The organism is Rhodoplanes sp. SY1, assembly GCF_046000175.1.
Taxonomy (GTDB): Bacteria; Pseudomonadota; Alphaproteobacteria; order Rhizobiales; family Xanthobacteraceae; genus Rhodoplanes.
The window spans coordinates 15,247-32,329 of the sequence record NZ_JBEOMB010000089.1; the positions used below are offsets into that span (position 1 = coordinate 15,247).

Here is a 17,083-nt window from a genome sequence, read left to right on the forward strand (position 1 = left end):
AGTCGCGCTGAACGCGCGACTGTCGACCTCTCCCCGCGCGCGGGGAGAGGTTCAGAGACCGCTGTCGCCGGGGAGTACCGCCGATGACCGCCACCGTCTACGGCGTCGGGCTCGGGCCCGGCGATCCCGAGCTGATCAGCGTCAAGGCCGACCGGCTGGTGCGCGGTGCCGCCGTCGTCGCCTATTTCTGCAAGGCCGGGCGGACCAGCAACGCACGCACCATCGCGGCCGGACTGCTGGCCCCCGACGTGATCGAGATCGCGATGGCGTATCCGGTCACGACCGAGATCGCCTTCAAGGACCCCGCCTACAACGCCGCCCTTAAGGACTTCTATCAGGACTGCGTCGCCCGCCTGACCGCTCACACCGATCAGGGCCGTGACGTGATCGTGCTGTGCGAGGGCGACCCGTTCCTCTACGGCTCGTTCATGCATCTGCACACGCGCCTCGCCGGCCGCGTGCCCCTGGTCGTGGTGCCGGGCATCCCCGGCATGGCGGGCTGCTGGACCGCCACGGCTGCGCCGATCACCTGGGGCGACGATATTCTCACGGTGCTGCCCGCGACGCTCGACGAGGCGACGCTGGTCGACCGCATGGGCCGGGCCGACGCGCTGGTGATCATGAAGCTCGGAAAGAACCTCCCAAAAGTGCGGCGCGCACTCACGACCGCCGGCCTGATCGAGCGCGCCGTCTATGTCGAGCGCGGCACCATGGCGGGCGAGACGGTATTGCGCCTCGCGGACAAACCGGACGATGCGGCGCCCTACTTCTCCATGGTGCTGGTGCACGGCGAGGGACGGCGGCCATGAGCGACGCCTCTTCCTCGGGCTCCCTGGTCGTCGTCGGCCTCGGTCCCGGCGACCCGCGCCTGATCACGCCGGAGGTGAGCGATGCGCTCGCCGGCGCCACGGATCTGATCGGCTACGGCCCCTACATCGCCCGCGTGCCGGACCGGCCGGGCCTCGAGAAGCACGGCTCCGACAACCGGGAAGAGATCGACCGCGCCCGCCACGCGCTGACGCTCGCGAGCGCCGGCCGGCGCGTCGTCGTCGTCTCGTCGGGCGATCCCGGCGTGTTCGCCATGGCGGCGGCGGTCTTCGAGGCGGTCGAGCACGGCGATCCTGCGTGGCGCGCGCTCGACCTGCGGGTGCTGCCCGGCGTCACCGCCATGACGGCGGCGGCGGCCCGCGTCGGCGCGCCCCTCGGCCACGATTTCTGCGCCATCAACCTCTCCGACAATCTCAAGCCCTGGGCACTGGTCGAGAAGCGCCTGAAACTCGCCGCCGAGGCCGACTTCGTCATCGCGCTCTACAATCCGGTGTCGAAGGCGCGTCCGCATCAGCTCGGCCAGGCGCTCGACATTCTCCGCCCGTTGCGCCCACCGAGCACGCCCGTGATCTTCGCCACTGCGGTGAATGCCCTGCAGGAAAGGATCGATACGGTGCCGCTCGCCGACGCGGTGGCGTCGCGCGCCGACATGCGCACGCTGGTGATTGTCGGCTCGTCGCAGACCCGGCTGATCAGCCGGGAGCGCGGCTCGGCCTTCGTCTACACGCCGCGCTCGGCACCGGCGGAGACGACGTCGTGAGACCTGGGGTCGGCAAGCCAGGCCAGCACGGCCGCGACGGTCTCGACCGTCTGCCGTGGCGGGATTTTTGGCCGCCGCACCATCACGACCGGCAGCCCGATTTTCCGCGCGGCGATGATCTTCGCGACGGCCGCCGTGCCGCCGGCGTTCTTCGACACCACCATCTCGCTGCCGTGCGCGATCATCAGCGCGCGGTCGCCGTCGACGTCGAACGGCCCGCGCGCAACCACCACGGTGACGTTGGGCAGCGGCAGATTTTCACGCGGTGCATCCACGAGCCGCACCAGATAGTGGTGCTGCGGCTTTTTCACGAACGCATCGAGATGCAGGCGGCCGATGCCGAGAAAGACGCGCCGCGGCGCCTCGCCGACGGCCACCACCGCCTCCTCCAGCGTGTCGACCTCGATCCAGCGGTCGCCCGCCTCGGGCCGCCACGGGGCACGCTCCAGCGCGACCAGCGGAACGCCGGTCGCCGCGCAGGCCGCGACGGCGTTGCTGCTCATCTGCGCCGCGAACGGATGCGTCGCGTCGACCACGCGGTCGATGTTCTCGGCTCTCAGATAGTCGATCAGCCCCGGCACGCCGCCGAATCCGCCGACCCGCCAGGGCACCGGCACGGCGAGCGGGTTTTCGGTGCGCCCCGCATAGGACAGCACGGCGTCGATCTCGGGCGCGTTCGCGAGCGCCTCGGCGAGCCGCCGCGCTTCTGTCGTGCCGCCGAGGATCAGAACCTTCTGCCGGGCAGTCATCTATCCCCTCACCACCGGCGTGCGGGCGAGCAGCTCGCCCTTGCGACCGAACACCACGACATCGAGCCCCACGTCGGTGCCGCGCAGCTGCGCTGCGCCGGTCTGAACAGCGCGCGCCGCCACGAGCGCGGCGACGTCGATGCCCTCCGCCTGCGTTCGCTGCAAGACCTCGAGCGCCGTGTTGGCGCGGGGGATCGCGTCGACCAGCCCGGCCGGCGCCCCCGCCTCGGCGGCGAGCCGGGCCAGGTGCGAAAGATCGACCTCGCCGGACCGCGAATGGAGATCGAGCAGGCCCTGCGAAAGCTTGGTCATCTTGGCGAAGCCGCCCGCGACGGTGACGCGCTCGACCGGATGCAGCCGCACGTATTTCAGCAGGCCGCCGACGAAGTCGCCCATGTCGATCAGTGCGATCTCGGGCAGGCCGTCGAGCGCCGCGATGGCGGCCTCCGAGGTCGCGCCGGTCGCGCCGGCGATGTGCGCGAGGCCGGCCGCGCGGGCGACGTCGACGCCGCGATGGATGGCGTGGATCCAGGCTGCGCAGGAGAACGGCACCACGATCCCGGTGGTGCCGAGGATCGACAGGCCGCCGACGATGCCGAGCCGCGGGTTGAGCGTCTTCTGGGCCAGCGCGGTGCCGTTCGGGACCGCGATCTCGACGATCACGTCGCCGGCCGCGCCGGTGGCGGCGCAGACCTCGGCGATCGCCGCCCGCATCATCTCGCGCGGCACCGGATTGATGGCCGGCTCGCCGACCGCGACCGGCAGGCCGGGCCGGGTCACGGTGCCGACCCCCTCGCCGGCCCGGAACGTCACACCGGTGCCCGGCGCACCCGGCCGGACCGTCGCGACGACGACGGCGCCATGCGTCACGTCGGGATCGTCCCCGGCGTCCTTCACAACGCCGGCCCGCGCGAAACCATCGCCTGTCTCGCCGAAGGCGAGCGAGAAGCTCGGCCGCTGGCCGCCCGGCAGCGTCACGGCGACCGGATCGGGCAAATGCCCCGTCACCAGTGCCTCGACGGCGGCGCGCGTCGCCGCGGTCGCGCAGGTGCCCGTGGTCCAGCCGGGCCGCAGCGGCTTCTCTTCGCTCATGCGCGCGACTATAGGCGGGCCGCCGCATCCTGTCAGGACTGCCGCCAGAACTGCCGCCAGGACTGCCGAGATGACTGACGATCCCGATCACCATGCCTCCGCGGGCCACATCGCCCTGGTCGGGGCCGGACCAGGCGATCCCGACCTGCTGACGCTGCGTGCCGTGGACCGCCTGCGCGCCGCCGACGTGGTGCTCTACGACGACCTCGGCAGCGCCGGCGCGCTCGTTCATGCGCGCGAGGACGCCGAGCTGATCTCGGTCGGAAAACGTGCCGGCCAGCACGCGCCCAAGCAGGCCGAGGTGAGCCGGCTGATGGTCGCCTATGCGCGGCTCGGCAAGCGGGTGGTGCGGCTGAAGTCCGGCGACCCGGCGATCTTCTCGCGCGCCGACGAGGAGATCACGGCGGCCCGCGAGGCCGGCGTCGCGATCGAGATGGTGCCGGGCGTCACCTCGGCGACGGCGGCCGCGGCGCATCTCGGCACGGCGCTGACCAAGCGCCTGGTCGCGCGGCGCGTGCAGTTCATCACGGCCCACGAGGTGACGGGCGGCCTCCCCGACGACCTCGACCTCGCGGCGCTGGCCGACCCGGCGGCGACCACCTGCGTGTTCATGGGCAAGGCGACGTTCCCGGCGCTCGCCGACAAGCTTTTTGCCCACGGCCTGTCGCCCGATACCCCGGCGGCCGTGGTGGAGAGCCTGGGCAGTGACCCGAGAACCATGATCGGCACGGTCACAACGATCGCGACGCGCCTGCGCGAAAACCCGCCGGCCGGAGCGTGCATGATTCTGTATGGTGCGGCACTGGCGGGGGTGGTGAACGACACGTCGCCTGCGGCGACACACGCGACAGCCCCTCATGGTGAGGAGTGGACCGCAGGTCCGCGTCTCGAACCATGAGGTCACACCCGAGCCGCCGCGGGGCCGTCCTCGCCCTTCGAGACGCGGCCTTCGGCCGCTCCTCAGGGTGAGGACGGAGTGAGGTCGGAGACCGGCCGCCGCATCACCCGAACATGTCGGTCGTCATGCCGCGGTACCAGCCGACCGCCTCCTTGGCCTGCTTCTCGCGCAGCTCGGGCGACTCGTCGCGCTGCGACGTGTAGGGATCGAGCATCACGATCTTGCCGTCGCGCGGCTCGTAGCGGGCGCCGTTCTTGATCGCGTCGTCGGGTGCGATCGTGCTCCAGCAATGATTGGTGAACCGCACCGGCAGCAGCCGGGAGCCGAGCAGCTCGTGACGCACGATCATCGCCGTGTTCTTCGCCTCGTTGTTGGCGGCGAAACCCGATTTCGGAAAATCACCGCCGATCGCGGCGTCGCCGATCACGTGAATGCTCGGATCGAGGAGCGACCTCATGGTGCCGGCGTCGACCGGGCACCAGCCGGTCTCGTCGGTGAGGCCGGCGTCGCGGCCGAGCCGGCCCGCCTGCTGGGGCGGGACGACGTTGACCAGCGCCGCCTTGTGGGTCTCGAGGTCGGTGGTCACGGTCATGGACTTGGGATCGACGGACTTGATGCCGCCATGCATCTTGGGGTCCTGCCACTCGATCACGCCCGGATAGTGCCGGGCCCAGCCGTCTTCGAACAGCGGCTGCATGGGGAAGTGATCCTTGGCGTCGAGGATGACGATACGGGCGTCCTTGACGCCGCGCCGCTTCAGCGCCAGCGCCATCATCGAGGCGCGCTCGTAGGGCGCCGGCGGGCAGCGATAGGGATTCGGCGGGGCGACGATGACGATCAGGCCGCCGTCCTCCACGGCGTCGAGCTGGCGCTTCAGCAGCAGAAACTGGTCGCCGCCGCGCCACGCATGCGGCATGCGCTCCGCCGCCTCCGTCGAATAGCCGGGCACATCGCCGTACTTGAAGTCGATGCCGGGCGAGACGATCAGGCGGTCGTAGGGGATCTCGGTGCCGTCGGCGAGGCGCAGCCGCTTCGCGCTACGTTCGATGCCGGCGACCCGCTCGAACACCAGCTTCACCCCGCGCCCGGCCAGGTTGTCGTAGCCATAGACGAGCTGCTCGTAGGGCTTCTGCCCGCCGAGGAACAGGTTCGAGGTGAACGGCGTGACGAACTGCCTGTTCTGCTCGACCAGCGTCACGTCGAGCTCGGCGCCGGTCGAGACCAGATACTTGGCCGCCGTCGCCCCGCCCGCCCCGCCGCCGATCACGACGACATGCGGCCTGATCTGGGCGGTCGTCGGCGCGGCGAGCGCCGGTGCCGCCAGGGCGCCCGCGGCCCCGCGCAGAAAGGTTCGTCGGTCAATCACGGCCAGTCCTTTCGCCTCCCGCTCTCCTCATGTTGAGGAGCGGACCGCAGGTCCGCGTCTTGAACCATGTGGCCACCACGAGCCGGCATCAGCCGACTTGTGCAGGTCCGAACGCCGAAACCGGGCGGGTGCGATTTCGGTGATGGCCGCCCCCGCCCTTCGAGACGCGACCTGCGGTCGCTTCTCAGGCCGAGGGCGGAGCAGAGCGCGACGCCGTCGCGGTCGTCCTTCACCCGAAGATGTCGGCGACGATGCCCTTGTACCAGCCCATGTTCTCCTCGCTGGTCTGGCGGCGCTCGTCCTTGCCTTCGCCGGTCTTGGAGACGAAGCCCTCGACCTCGGCGATGGCGCCGTCCTTGGCCTCGTAACGACCGCCGATCTTGACCGTGTCGTCGGGCGCGATGATCGACCAGCAGGTGTTGGAATAGCGGGCCGGGAAGGTGCGGGAGCCGGCGAGCTCGCCGCGCACCGCCATCGCCACCACCTTGGCCTGGCTGTTGGCCGCGAAGGCCGACTTCGGCATCGCCCCGGCGATCGAGGCGTCGCCGAGCACGAAGATGTTCGGGTCGTTCGCCGACTTCATGTTGGTCGGATCGATCGGGCAGTAGCCGGTGGCGTTGGCGAGCCCCGCGTCACGGGCGATCTTGCCGGCCATCTGCTTGGGGATCACGTTGACGAGATCCGCCTTGATGGTCTCGAGGTCGGTCACGACCGTCATGGTCTTCGGGTCGACGCTCTTGAGCCCGCCGTGCATCTTCGGGTCCATCCACTCGACCATGCCCGGATAGTGGTTCTGCCAGCCCTCCTGGAACAGGGCCATCTTGGAGAAGCGGTCCTTCGGGTCGATCACCACGATGCGCGACTTGGTGTGGCCCTTCTTCTTGAGGACGGCCGCCATGCAGGAGACGCGCTCGTAGGGTCCGGGCGGGCAGCGATACGGGTTCGGCGGCGCGATCATCACGATGGTGGCGCCGTCCTCGAGCGCGTCGAGCTGCTTCTTCAGGAGCTGGGTCTGCGGGCCGGCCTTCCAGGCGTGCGGCATCACCTCGGCGGCCGCCTCGGACCAGCCGGGCACCGAGCCGAAGTCGAGATCGATGCCGGGCGCGACGACGAGGCGATCGTAGGGCAGCACGCTGCCGTCGGCGAGGCGCACCTCCTTCTTGTCGCGATCGATCGCGGCGGCCGCCTGGTCGACCTTCTTCACGCCGGCGGCGGCGAGATTGTAGTCGTGCGCGATCGAGTCCCACGGCCGGTAGTCGCCGAGATAGAGGTTCGAGTGGAAGCAGGTGATGAACTTCTTGGCCGGCTCGACCAGCGTCACGTCGATGGCGCCGTTCGAATCCTTGGCGACGTAGCGCGCCACGGTCGCGCCGGCCGGCCCGCCGCCGATCACGACGAGCCGCGGCTTCGCCTGGGCGCGCAGCATGGCCGGCATGGCGAGCACACCGGTGCCGACAAGCAGCGCGGTGGAGAAATGACGTCGCGTCATGGAAATCATGATGTCCTCCCTGGATCCCAATGCGCGCCCTGTATGCGGGCCTGTTCGTTGTTACCTCGGCCTCTGCTCCCTCTCCCCGCGTGCGGGGAGAGGTTTTCCCCGTGCGGTCTCGCGAGCTCGGCAAGCCGCCCAGCCCTCTAGTCCGTCCGCGGCTTAAGGCTGCCGAAATAGGCGGCGAGCGCGGCGATCTCGTCGTCCGTGAACTTCACCGCGATCGAGCGCATCACCGGGTTGTCGCGCGTCTTGTCCCGGTACTGGCCGAGGATCTCCACGAAGCTCTCCTCCGGCCAGCCGACGATCGGCGGGATGCCGTCGTAGCGCCCGCTGATCTGGTGGCAGGTGACGCATTCGGACGACAGATACTCGCCGAGCTCGCGATCCCCCTTCGATCCGCCGCTCGTGTGCCCGCCGGCCGCCACGGCGCCGACCGCGACGGCCAGCGCGACGAGCGGCGCGGTCGCGACCGCGACCGTCGCGGTCCCGACGGGTACGGCCAAAATCCGCGTCGGCGCGCGAGACGGAAGGCGCCGCGGCATCATTCGACCCGCGGTCCCTTGCCGTCCTCCGGCGTCACGTCGATGGCGCGGGCGCGGCCGAGAACCTTCGGCGCGCCGGCCGCACAGTTCGTCATGCACGGCTCCTTCTTCCAGAACGCCTTCTCGGACGCCTCGCGGTCGTCGTCGAAGAAGTTCGCCTCGTTCGCGAGCTTCACGGTCGGGAAGCTCTTGTCGGAGATTTCCTGATCCTGGTCCGTGATCACGTCGTTCAGATAGAGCAGATAGGCGACGATCGAGTACAGATCGTCGCCCTCCAGCGACTGCGCGTTGCCGAACGGCATGGCGCGCCGAACATAGTCGATCACGGTCGAGGCGTAGGGCCAGTAGGAGCCGATCGTCTTCACCGGATCGTGAGAGGCGAGCGTGCCGGCGCCCCCCGCCAGAACCGGCCAGCGGCCCGTGCTCTCGCCGAACTCGCCATGGCAGGCGGCGCACTGCGTCACGAACAGATCCTCGCCCTTGCGGGCCGTGCCCTTGCCTGGCGGCAGCCCCTGCCCGTCCGGCCGCACGTCGATGTCCCAGCCGGCGATCTCCTCCGGCTTCGCCTCGCGGCCAATGCCGTAGTGCACCTTCGCGGGTGCAGCAGCAGACGCCGGTGCCGGCGCGGTCTGGGCCGGCGCGGTCTTGGCAGCCGCATCCTTGCCGGTCGGCTTGGCCGGGAGCCTGCCGTTCTGCGCCATGGCGAAGCCGGCGCCGCCGATCAGGGTGGCGACCAGGAGCGCGGCCGAGACGATGGTGATCTCACGCGATCTCGACATTTTCCACCTCGCCCTCCGGCGACACCCGCCAGGTCTGGATGCCATTGTTGTGATAGACGGAGTTGACGCCCCGCACCTTGCGCAGCTCGTCCTTGGTGGGCTGCACGTAGCCGGTCTCGTCGATGGCGCGCGACTGCAGGAACAGCTCCTGGCCGTTCCAGTCGAACTCGGCGTAGAAGCGCGCCATTGACTTGTCGAGCACGGGTCCGTCGAGCCGCGCGGTGCGCCAGTTGCGGCCGCCGTCGAGCGACACGTCGACCCGAGCGATCTTGCCGCGCCCCGACCAGGCGATGCCGGAGATGACCGTGAAACCCTTCTTGTGCTTGAGCGGCGCCTGCGGGCTCGGATTGGTGATCACGGACTTCGCGTCCATCACATAGGTGAAGCGGCGCGCCTTGCCGTTCTCGAGGAGGTCGGTGTATTTCGACGTCTCCTCGCGATGGTGCCAGGGCTGGTCGCCGACCTCGATGCGGCGCAGCCACTTGACCCACATGTTGGCCTCCCAGCCGGGCACGCAGATGCGCACCGGGTAGCCGTTCTCGGGGCGCAGCCGCTCGCCGTTCATGCGGAAGGCGATCAGGCAGTCGTCGAGCGCCTTCTGGAGCGGGAGCGAGCGAGTCATCGCGGCCGAGTCGGCGCCCTCCAGCAGCAGCCACTTGGCATTGGTCTTGACGCCGGCCTCCTCCAGCAACACCCGCAGCGGCACGCCCGTGTACATGACGTTGTGGATCATGCCGTGGGTGAACTGGCAGGCGTTCATCTGGGCGCCGCGCCACTCCATGCCGGAGTTGGCCGCGCATTCGGCGAAGTAGATCCGGTTGGTGCGCGGAAATCGCTCCAGATCCTGCAGCGTGAACATCAGCGGCTTGTCGACCAGCCCATGGATCATCAGCCGGTAGTCGTTGGGATCGAGCTCGGCGATCCCCGAATGGTGGCGCTCGAAGCACAGGCCGTTCGGCGTGATGATGCCGTCGAGCTCGTGCAGCGGCGTGAACGACACCGAGCTCTCGCGCGATGCGGTGAGCCACTCGACGTCGCGCCGGATCACGTTGGCCTCGTGCTTCGACGGCTTGCCGTAGGCCCGCACCGCGACGCCGTCGCCGAGCGTCTTCGACCACTCCGGCACGTTGGGCGGCAGGTTGGCCGGGTTCCCCGGCTCGGTCGCAGCCACCTTGCCGGTCGCGCCGGCGACGGCGGCGCCGCCGAGCGCCAGGCTCTTGCCGAGCAGCGAACGCCGCGACAGCCCGGCGTCCTGATCACGGTTCTTGTTCAGCATTCCCGCTCTCCGGTCTGCATTGTTCGCTTACACGAGACGCTGCTCTCACCTCTCCCCGCAGGCGGGGAAAGGTCGACATTCGCGCGTCCAGCGCGGATGTCGGGTGAGGGGGCGTCGCCGCGAGTCTCTGCTTCGGGAAGTCGCCCCTCACCCCGACCCTCTCCCCGCCTGCGGGGAGAGGGAGCACCGGCGCTGTGCCTCGAGGCACAGGGGTCTCACGCCCCCAAAATCTTCACCGTGGAGGCGCCGGTGGGCGCCACGGTCTGCTTCTTCTTCAGATGATCGAACACCACGTCCCAGATCGCCGGGCCTTCGGTGCCCTCGTTGACGCTCGCCCAGCCGGCGACCATGTACTCCTTGTCGGCGGCGAGCGGCTGGCCGGTGCGGCTCAGCACGAGGTCGCCGATGCGGCTGCCGATCGGCTTGCCGACGTCGATCGTGTAGGAGAGGCCGCCGACCCGCACCATGTCGCCGCCCTGCTGGAGATACGGGTCGGGATTGAAGATGTTGTCGGCGACGTCCTCGAGCACCTCCTTCAGGCGGGCGCCCGTCATGGTCATGCGGTAGGCCGCCGGATAGGTCATGGCGGTGGCGTTGTAGACGTCCTCGCGGGTGATGCTCTGCCCGGCCAGCAGTGTCGGCCCCCAGCGGAAGCCCGGCGACAACGCGATCTCGGCGTCCCGTTCGGCCAGGAGGGCGTCGCAGATCACGTCGTCGAGCGTGCCGTTGAAGTTGCCGCGCCGGTAGAGCGTCGTCGCGGTCTTGCCGACCACCTCGCCCAGCATCGTCTCGTGCGGCGCGCGGTGCCTGGCGATCGCCGCCGCCATCGCGGCGTCCGGCGTGATCACGTCGGCGAGCACCGGGATCAGCTTGTGGCGGACGCCCTTCACGGCGCCGTCGCGCACGTCGAGATCGATGCGCGAGACGAACTTGCCGTGGCTGCCCGAGGCGATCAGGATCGTCTTGCCCACCTGCACCGGCGCCGGCAGGGCGTCGTGGGTGTGGCCGGTGAGGATCACGTCGATGCCGCTCACCCGGCCGGCGAGCTTGCGGTCGACATCGAAGCCGTTGTGGGAGAGCAGCACGACCAGCCCGGCGCCGGCGGCGCGCGCCTTGTCGACCTCGGCCTGCAGCTCCTTCTCGCGGATGCCGAACGACCAGTCCGGGATCATCCAGCGCGGATTGGCGATCGGCGTGTAGGGCAGCGCCTGGCCGATCACCGCGACCTTGACGCCGCCGCGCTCGAACATGGCCGAGCCCTTGAACACCTCGTCCTGGAACTCGCTTTCGCGCACGTTCTGGCACAGGAACGGGAAGCCGAGCTTGCCGACCATCTCCTTCACGCGCTCGGCGCCCAGCGTGAACTCCCAGTGCGCCGTCATGGCGTCCGGCTTCAGGAGCGCCATGCAGTCGACCATGTCCTGGCCCTTGGTCGCCAGCGACGTGTAGGAGTTCTGCCAGGTGTCGCCGCCGTCGAGCAGCAGCACGCGGTTCTCGCGCTCGGAGCGGATGGCCTGGACGATCGTCGCGACGCGGTCTAGGCCGCCGAGGCGGCCGTAGCTCTTCGCCAGGGCCTCGAAGTCGATGTCGGCGAGCGCATAGGCGAGCGGGCTGCCGGGCGGCACCTTGTAGGACTCGAGCAGCGCCTTGCCGGTGACGTGCGGCGGCACGCCCTTGGCGTCGCCGACACCGAGATTGACGGTCGGCTCACGGAAATAGACCGGCTTGAGCTGGGCGTGGATGTCGGTGACATGAATCAGGGTCACGTTGCCGAGCGGCTCGAACGCCAGGAGATCGGCCTGTGTCACGCGCTGCTGGGCGAGCGCCCGGGTCGTCCCCCCGCCCCCGAATCCCGCACCGGCCAGCACGGCAGCCATGGCGGCGGAGTATTGCAGCAGATCACGTCGCGTCGTCATGATGCACTCTTCGGCGCGCGTCCTCGCTCGCCGGCGCGGGGCGCACCGGCGGCTCCAGACGCTTCCTGGGGAACGTCGTTTCGGTCGCGCGGCGGAGAGGCGCCGCCGCGTCACCCCGACCGTCAGGTCACCGTGATGGTCTCTTCGCCGACGATCTTGCTGCCGTCGTCGTCGAACCAGGTGAGCACGACCTTGCCGCTCTCGTCGGCCCGGAACTTGAACTGCAGGTAGGGATTGGCCGAGACGGCGGGCTCCAGATCGGCGGCGAAGACCGGCTTGCCGTTCACCTCGCAGGTGAACTTGTTGATGATCTTGCGCGGGATGACGTTGCCGTCCTTGTCCTTGCGCTGACCCGATTCCATGATGTGGGCCACCAGGGCCTTGACCTCGACGAGGTCGCCCTTCTTGGCCTCCTTCTTGTCGAGACGGATGCGCGGTTTCGGCGCGGGTGTCGCCATGATGTTCTCTCCCAATTCTTCTGAATGACGAGCCGGAGCCGGATCAGCCGCCGCAGCCGCCGATCGTGACCTTGACCTGCCGGGTGTCCATGAACAGCGAGCCGTCGTTCATCTTGGCGACGGCGATTACGTTCTGGGTCTCGGCGAGGCGGATGCGGGTTGCCGCCTCGGCGACGCCCGAGCGCGGAGAGAAATGGAAGGTGGCGATGCCGCCGCGCGGATTGCCGTCGGCGACGATCAGCACGTCGGTGACGTGTGAGGCGTCGGTCATCGGGCTCTCGACCGTGAAGGCGAGCGGCACCGTGTTGCCGTTCTCGGCGATGTCGGGCAGGTCGAGCTTCACCTTGCCCTTGGTCGGCGTCTTGCCGCCCGTGAACGCCTTGACGAGATCGTCGGAGTCGTTCTTGGCGAAGGCCGTCCCGGCGCCGCCGAGCGCGACCGCCGCCACCACGCCGGCGCCCAGCGCGAACGCCTCGCGTCGGCTCACTGTCGTCGTCATCGAGAACCTCTCCTCATGTCGACGGCCCCGCCGGGCCGACTGTCCTGATCGCGACGACTTTACGGTCGCCGCGGCACCCGGTCACGGATCGACGCGGTCCCGGACCTGTGCGGTCGGCGACCGAGACGAGCACGCACCGAAGACGAGCACGCACCGAAACCAGTCCGTCACGGAATTCCGAGGAGCCGGCGGGCGAATGATCTGGCGATCGTTGGCCCGCCGCGGCGCCGTCCGGGATCCGCTTCCTCCATACATTCATTATTTTGAAACTTCTCTACCCGGTCCGGCCGGATCGCGCAATAGGCGAAATGGCTAATGACGATGCATTTGTTGCTGCATCACAGCGAAATGCAGGACGCTCGTCCTTTCGGGGGGCCTCGGCAGAAAAAACGCTTTTCATTCGTCTTCGGGAATATAAGCTGCACGTTGCAGGCATTCCAGAAGACCGGCACGACCGGCCGCCGCACCCATCGTCGGAGGAACCATGAGCCCAGGAAGCTTCGCCCTGGCGCGCGCCGTCGTCACGGCCGCGTCGGTGGCGGTGACGCTGTCGGTCGCCACCGCCCAAACCCCCACCCCTCAGCCCCCTGCCGCTTCCACGGCTTCCCCGGCGGCCGAAGAGGACGCCGACAAGCTGTTGGAAAAATACCGAGCCATGATCTCGGATCCGATGTCGAACCCCGGCTATCTCGCGGTCGACAGCGGCGAGACGCTGTGGTCGACGGCGCGCGGGCCCAAGAACGCCACGCTCGAGACCTGCGACCTCGGCAAGGGCCCCGGCAAGGTCGACGGCGCCTATGCCGAGATGCCGCGCTGGTTCGCCGATGTCGGCCGGGTGATGGACGCCGAATCGCGCATCCTGTGGTGCATGGAGACCATCCAGGGCATCGACACGACGCCGATCCGCAAGAAGCCGTTCGCCTCCTCGGGCGGCAACCCGGCGACCGAGATCGAGGCGCTGGTCGCCTTCGTCGCCAACAAGTCGAACGGGATGAAGTACGCGGCCAAGATGGAGCACCCGAAGGAGCGCGAGGCGGTGGCGCTCGGCGAGGCGCTGTTCTACCGGCGCTCCAGCATCAACGACTTCTCCTGCCAGACCTGCCACGGCCAGGAGGGCCAGCGCATCCGCTTGCAGACCCTCCCGTTCTTCGACAATGCCAAGGCCGCGCAGGCGACCATGGGGTCGTGGCCGACCTACCGGGTGTCGCAGGCCTCGTTGCGAACCATGCAGCACCGCATTTGGGACTGCTATTGGCAGATGCGCATGCCCGACGTCGGCTACGCCTCGGAGGTGACGGTCGCGCTCGCCGCGTATCTCACCAAGCGAGCCGAGGGCGGCGCCATCGAAGTGCCCTCCATCAAGCGCTGAGGACCCCCGATGACCAGATTGTCCTTCGCGGCCTCCGCCGCAGCGGTCGCGACCGCTCTCCTGATGTCCGGCCTGGCGCACGCCGCCGACACGCCGTCCACCACGGGCGCCGGAACCGGCGCAGCGACGCCGGCCGCCGTCGAGGTCGCCCCCGGCATCACCCGCGAGCGGCTCGAACAGGCGGTCGCGGCCGCCTGGAAGAACCTGCCGCCGGACCTCGCGGGACGCGTCGTCCAGGACGAGACGATGGCGGTGTGCTCGCAGTATCGCAACCAGCCGCCCCAGGCGGTGGCTGACGCGATCCTGGCCCGCGAGAAGCAGAACGTCACCTATCCGGCGGACGGCAAGTATCTGGGCAGCTGGAAGAACGGCGAGAAGCTGGCGCTCTCCGGCTTCGGCGGCCGCATGGGCGACGACCCCAAGCGCGCCAACGGCGGCAACTGCTACGCCTGCCATCAGCTCGCCCCGACCGAGATAAGCTACGGCACGCTGGGGCCGAGCCTCACGGGCTACGGCAAGCTGAAGGGCACGACGCCGGAGGCCCAGAAGGAGGTCTACGAGCGGGTGTTCAACGCCCAGGCCGTGTTCGCCTGCTCCAACATGCCGCGCTTCGGCCACCACAAGTTCCTGACCGTCGAGCAGATCAAGGACGCGGTGGCGTTCCTGCTCGATCCGGAGTCGCCGGTGAACAAGTGAGGGCGGGCGCGGACGTGTGAGGAGTTGCGCCTGCGCATGGCGCCGCTTCCCTCTCCCCGCGCGCGGGGAGAGGTGAAGTTCACGCGCCCTGGGCGCGGAGATAGTCGCGCAGCGTGCCCTTCTCGTAGGCCTTCTCGGCGACGAAGCGGAACAGGGCCTGGAAATGTTTGGGCTCGAGATAGCCTTGCGCCCGCGCCACCTCGCGCGCGCGGGGGGCCTTCGCCTTCATGGCGTCGACGCTCTCGCCGAAGAACTGGAAGGTCGGCGTGAAGCGCACGCCGTATTTCTCGGCGAGCCGGCGCTCGGAGAGCGTCTCGCCGTCGAGGTCGACGACCTTGCGGTCGCCTGCGACGTTGAGCTGCAGGACCTCGAAGTTGGTGCGGATGTAGCTCGCGATCGCCGGATCGCCGAGATTCTTGATGTGGGTCTCGCGGCAATAGGGGCAGCCGCGGAGCTCCCACATCACGGCGAGCCGCTTGCCGTTCTGCTGCGCGAGCGCGACGTCGTCGGCGAGCTCGAGCAGGCTCTGCAGAAACCACTCGACATGCGGCAGCCCGTCCTCGTTGAGCTTCAGCTCCTCGGCGCGGAGTTTCGCCGAGGTCAGGGCGGGACCCGCGAGCGCGGCGCCGATCAGGACACGACGTGAGAGCATCGACGACAGCATGGACGTTTCCTCATGAGCGTTTTTCATACGTTAGCGCGATTTCGTAACGTCTGCACCGTCGCGGGCCTGACTCACGCGATCCTGATCACGAGCGCAGGCCCGACGCCGACCGGTGCCGCGATGGCGCAGGCACAGGCGCCGAGTGTCGCCGCCGACGAGCCGATTCTCGCCGACCGGCGGCTCGCCGCCGGCTATCTGCGCACCGGCAACGGCGACCTCGCGGCGCTCGCGCTCGAACGGCTGCAGAAGTCCCTGCCCGCCCCCTATTCGGCCCGGGTCGCGACGGCGCTCGCGGCGATCGACGCCGGCGATCTCGCGGCCGCCGCCGCCGCCACCGAGGCGCTGGCCGCCGATCTCTCCGCGGCCCGGCGCGCCGCCGGCACCCGCCTGCTCGCCGACTGCGTGCGCGAGCTGTCCGACACGTTCGCGGCCCTCGACCGGCACCGCACCAAGCACCCCGATCTCGCCGACGCGACGACGGGCGCTGCCATCACGACGGCCGCCAAGGACAGCGACGCCGCCTTCGCGCGCTGCGACGCCGAAGCACCGACGCCCGTGAAGACCGACGCCGACTTCCGCCGCATCGTCGACGGCGCCCGCGCCTCGCTGGCCCGCGTGCCGGAGGCGGTGGCGGCTCGCGACGGCGATCTCCTGCATCGTTTCCTCATCGAGCTGCGCGCCTACGAGCAGATTCTGAAGTTCCGCCACGGCTGAGGCCGGCGCGGCACCTTACGCCATCCCTCACCGTCGTCATGGCCGGGCTCGTCCCGGCCATCCACGATCTTGGATCCGGAAAACCAGAAACAACGTGGATGCCCGCGACGAGCGCGGGCATGACGGACAAACTCTCCGGGCCCCCTCCCCTCACCCGATTTTCCCGAGCGCCGGGATCGTCTCCAAGAGCCAACCGGCGATGTCCGCCATGGTGCCGGTGAAGATCAGCACGCCGGTGATGATCAGAAGCCCGCCGATCACCTTCTCGACCGTCCCGAGATGGCCGCGGAATCGCTTCAGGAAGCCGAGGAACGGCCGCACGAACACGGCCGCCGCGAGAAACGGCAGGCCGATTCCGGCCGCGTAGGCGGCGAGCAGGCCGGCGCCCTGCCCGGCCGAATCCTCGGCGCCCGCGATCAGCAGGATCGAGGCGAGCACCGGGCCGACGCAGGGCGTCCAACCGAACGCGAAGGCGAGCCCCATCACGAACGCCCCGAACAGCCCGACCGACTGGCCGCCGAGCCCGAACCGCGCCTCGCGGTAGAGCAGCGGGATCCTGATCAGGCCGACGAAGTGCAGGCCGAGCACCACGATGATCACGCCGGCGACGCGCGACAGGATCGTCAGGTGGTCGATCAGCAGGCGGCCGAGCAGCGAAGCGCTGGCACCGAGCGCGATGAACACGGCCGAGAAGCCGGCGACAAAGAACAAGGCGCGCAGGAAGGCCCGCGCCGTGGTGCCCGGCCGCGGCGTGTCGCCGGCGAGCTCGTCGAGCGAGGCACCGGCGAGCCAGGTGAGATAAGGCGGCACCAGCGGCAGCACGCAGGGACTGAGGAACGACAACAGGCCCGCCATGGCGGCGGCCGCGAGCCCGACCTCGAGCGACATCGTTTCCCCCTGTCCGGCCGCATTCTTTTTCGCGCGGCACTCGTGCTTCTCGTCGGGCGCATGGTGACGCGAAGCCGGTAGCGTTGCAATCATTCGG

At 69.4% G+C, this 17,083-nt stretch carries 18 protein-coding genes; 6 read left to right on the plus strand and 12 right to left on the minus strand.

All coding sequences use genetic code 11. The annotated features are described in order from the left end of the window. Positions 1 to 83: 83 nt before the first annotated feature. Together ABTU92_RS21105 and cobJ are read left to right on the plus strand one after the other, a co-directional pair. On the plus strand, positions 84 to 809 hold the full coding sequence (locus ABTU92_RS21105; protein ID WP_408093595.1) for a precorrin-2 C(20)-methyltransferase: 726 nt from the start codon (positions 84 to 86) through the stop codon (positions 807 to 809). Then, a complete protein-coding gene (gene cobJ, locus ABTU92_RS21110; RefSeq protein ID WP_408093596.1) occupies positions 806 to 1,588 on the plus strand; it encodes a precorrin-3B C(17)-methyltransferase in 783 nt (260 codons plus the stop codon). Before ABTU92_RS21105 ends, cobJ begins: the two co-directional genes overlap by 4 nt. On the opposite strand, the gene ABTU92_RS21115 is transcribed toward cobJ, so the two are convergent. Beyond that, complete coding sequence (locus ABTU92_RS21115; RefSeq protein ID WP_408093597.1) at positions 1,549 to 2,337, minus strand: cobalt-precorrin-6A reductase; 789 nt, start codon at positions 2,335 to 2,337, stop codon at positions 1,549 to 1,551. The genes cobJ and ABTU92_RS21115 overlap by 40 nt on opposite strands. Continuing rightward, complete coding sequence (locus tag ABTU92_RS21120; protein WP_408093598.1) at positions 2,338 to 3,429, minus strand: cobalt-precorrin-5B (C(1))-methyltransferase; 1,092 nt, start codon at positions 3,427 to 3,429, stop codon at positions 2,338 to 2,340. Between the two features lie 70 nt (positions 3,430 to 3,499). Between ABTU92_RS21120 and cobA the strand changes: the two genes are divergently transcribed. After that, entirely contained in the window at positions 3,500 to 4,327 is an 828-nt protein-coding gene (gene cobA / locus ABTU92_RS21125) for a uroporphyrinogen-III C-methyltransferase (protein ID WP_408093599.1), read from the plus strand. 103 nt (positions 4,328 to 4,430) lie between these two features. On the opposite strand, the gene ABTU92_RS21130 is transcribed toward cobA, so the two are convergent. From ABTU92_RS21130 to soxY, 8 genes are all read right to left on the minus strand, one after another. Further along, positions 4,431 to 5,693, minus strand: coding sequence for an FCSD flavin-binding domain-containing protein (locus ABTU92_RS21130; RefSeq protein ID WP_408093600.1), 1,263 nt, complete (start codon positions 5,691 to 5,693; stop codon positions 4,431 to 4,433). Positions 5,694 to 5,922: 229 nt separating this feature from the next. Further along, positions 5,923 to 7,191, minus strand: coding sequence for an FCSD flavin-binding domain-containing protein (locus tag ABTU92_RS21135; protein ID WP_408093601.1), 1,269 nt, complete (start codon positions 7,189 to 7,191; stop codon positions 5,923 to 5,925). 137 nt (positions 7,192 to 7,328) lie between these two features. Beyond that, positions 7,329 to 7,688, minus strand: coding sequence for a c-type cytochrome (locus ABTU92_RS21140; RefSeq protein ID WP_408093602.1), 360 nt, complete (start codon positions 7,686 to 7,688; stop codon positions 7,329 to 7,331). Between the two features lie 38 nt (positions 7,689 to 7,726). Then, positions 7,727 to 8,506 carry a c-type cytochrome gene (locus tag ABTU92_RS21145; RefSeq protein WP_408093603.1) on the minus strand — a complete coding sequence of 260 codons (780 nt, stop codon included), beginning with the start codon at positions 8,504 to 8,506 and terminating at the stop codon, positions 7,727 to 7,729. Continuing rightward, complete coding sequence (soxC, locus tag ABTU92_RS21150) at positions 8,490 to 9,782, minus strand: sulfite dehydrogenase (RefSeq protein ID WP_408093604.1); 1,293 nt, start codon at positions 9,780 to 9,782, stop codon at positions 8,490 to 8,492. The genes ABTU92_RS21145 and soxC overlap by 17 nt, the downstream gene beginning before the upstream one ends. 215 nt (positions 9,783 to 9,997) lie before the next feature. Continuing rightward, a complete protein-coding gene (gene soxB / locus ABTU92_RS21155) occupies positions 9,998 to 11,698 on the minus strand; it encodes a thiosulfohydrolase SoxB (RefSeq protein WP_408093605.1) in 1,701 nt (566 codons plus the stop codon). A 122-nt stretch (positions 11,699 to 11,820) separates the two neighbouring features. Then, positions 11,821 to 12,156, minus strand: coding sequence for a thiosulfate oxidation carrier complex protein SoxZ (gene soxZ, locus ABTU92_RS21160; RefSeq protein WP_408093606.1), 336 nt, complete (start codon positions 12,154 to 12,156; stop codon positions 11,821 to 11,823). A 43-nt stretch (positions 12,157 to 12,199) separates the two neighbouring features. After that, entirely contained in the window at positions 12,200 to 12,655 is a 456-nt protein-coding gene (gene soxY, locus ABTU92_RS21165) for a thiosulfate oxidation carrier protein SoxY (protein WP_111360174.1), read from the minus strand. 484 nt (positions 12,656 to 13,139) lie between these two features. Between soxY and soxA the strand changes: the two genes are divergently transcribed. Continuing rightward, positions 13,140 to 14,024 carry a sulfur oxidation c-type cytochrome SoxA gene (soxA, locus tag ABTU92_RS21170; protein ID WP_408093607.1) on the plus strand — a complete coding sequence of 295 codons (885 nt, stop codon included), beginning with the start codon at positions 13,140 to 13,142 and terminating at the stop codon, positions 14,022 to 14,024. A 9-nt stretch (positions 14,025 to 14,033) separates the two neighbouring features. After that, entirely contained in the window at positions 14,034 to 14,720 is a 687-nt protein-coding gene (gene soxX, locus ABTU92_RS21175) for a sulfur oxidation c-type cytochrome SoxX (RefSeq protein WP_408093608.1), read from the plus strand. Between the two features lie 79 nt (positions 14,721 to 14,799). Here the strand turns inward: soxX and ABTU92_RS21180 are convergent, their stop codons facing one another. Continuing rightward, the gene (locus ABTU92_RS21180; RefSeq protein WP_408093609.1) at positions 14,800 to 15,384 is read right to left on the minus strand and encodes a thioredoxin family protein; all 585 of its coding nucleotides are present in this window, start codon (positions 15,382 to 15,384) and stop codon (positions 14,800 to 14,802) included. Positions 15,385 to 15,396: 12 nt separating this feature from the next. On the opposite strand from ABTU92_RS21180, the gene ABTU92_RS21185 reads away from it, so the two are divergent. Then, positions 15,397 to 16,098: a hypothetical protein gene (locus ABTU92_RS21185; RefSeq protein ID WP_408093610.1), complete on the plus strand. Its 702-nt coding sequence runs from the start codon at positions 15,397 to 15,399 to the stop codon at positions 16,096 to 16,098. Positions 16,099 to 16,248: 150 nt separating this feature from the next. On the opposite strand, the gene ABTU92_RS21190 is transcribed toward ABTU92_RS21185, so the two are convergent. Further along, entirely contained in the window at positions 16,249 to 16,986 is a 738-nt protein-coding gene (locus ABTU92_RS21190) for a cytochrome c biogenesis CcdA family protein (RefSeq protein ID WP_408093611.1), read from the minus strand. Between the last annotated feature and the right edge of the window lie 97 nt (positions 16,987 to 17,083).

Bases quoted from the DNA above. Each gene is read 5' to 3' on its own strand.
- ABTU92_RS21105 (WP_408093595.1), top strand. From the start codon at position 84: ATGACCGCCACCGTCTACGGCGTCGGGCTCGGGCCCGGCGATCCCGAG.
- cobJ (WP_408093596.1), top strand. From the start codon at position 806: ATGAGCGACGCCTCTTCCTCGGGCTCCCTGGTCGTCGTCGGCCTCGGT.
- ABTU92_RS21115 (WP_408093597.1), bottom strand. From the start codon at position 2,337: ATGACTGCCCGGCAGAAGGTTCTGATCCTCGGCGGCACGACAGAAGCG.
- ABTU92_RS21120 (WP_408093598.1), bottom strand. From the start codon at position 3,429: ATGAGCGAAGAGAAGCCGCTGCGGCCCGGCTGGACCACGGGCACCTGC.
- cobA (WP_408093599.1), top strand. From the start codon at position 3,500: ATGACTGACGATCCCGATCACCATGCCTCCGCGGGCCACATCGCCCTG.
- ABTU92_RS21135 (WP_408093601.1), bottom strand. From the start codon at position 7,191: ATGATTTCCATGACGCGACGTCATTTCTCCACCGCGCTGCTTGTCGGC.
- ABTU92_RS21145 (WP_408093603.1), bottom strand. From the start codon at position 8,506: ATGTCGAGATCGCGTGAGATCACCATCGTCTCGGCCGCGCTCCTGGTC.
- soxC (WP_408093604.1), bottom strand. From the start codon at position 9,782: ATGCTGAACAAGAACCGTGATCAGGACGCCGGGCTGTCGCGGCGTTCG.
- soxB (WP_408093605.1), bottom strand. From the start codon at position 11,698: ATGACGACGCGACGTGATCTGCTGCAATACTCCGCCGCCATGGCTGCC.
- soxZ (WP_408093606.1), bottom strand. From the start codon at position 12,156: ATGGCGACACCCGCGCCGAAACCGCGCATCCGTCTCGACAAGAAGGAG.
- soxY (WP_111360174.1), bottom strand. From the start codon at position 12,655: ATGACGACGACAGTGAGCCGACGCGAGGCGTTCGCGCTGGGCGCCGGC.
- soxA (WP_408093607.1), top strand. From the start codon at position 13,140: ATGAGCCCAGGAAGCTTCGCCCTGGCGCGCGCCGTCGTCACGGCCGCG.
- soxX (WP_408093608.1), top strand. From the start codon at position 14,034: ATGACCAGATTGTCCTTCGCGGCCTCCGCCGCAGCGGTCGCGACCGCT.
- ABTU92_RS21180 (WP_408093609.1), bottom strand. From the start codon at position 15,384: ATGCTGTCGTCGATGCTCTCACGTCGTGTCCTGATCGGCGCCGCGCTC.
- ABTU92_RS21185 (WP_408093610.1), top strand. From the start codon at position 15,397: ATGAGCGTTTTTCATACGTTAGCGCGATTTCGTAACGTCTGCACCGTC.
- ABTU92_RS21190 (WP_408093611.1), bottom strand. From the start codon at position 16,986: ATGTCGCTCGAGGTCGGGCTCGCGGCCGCCGCCATGGCGGGCCTGTTG.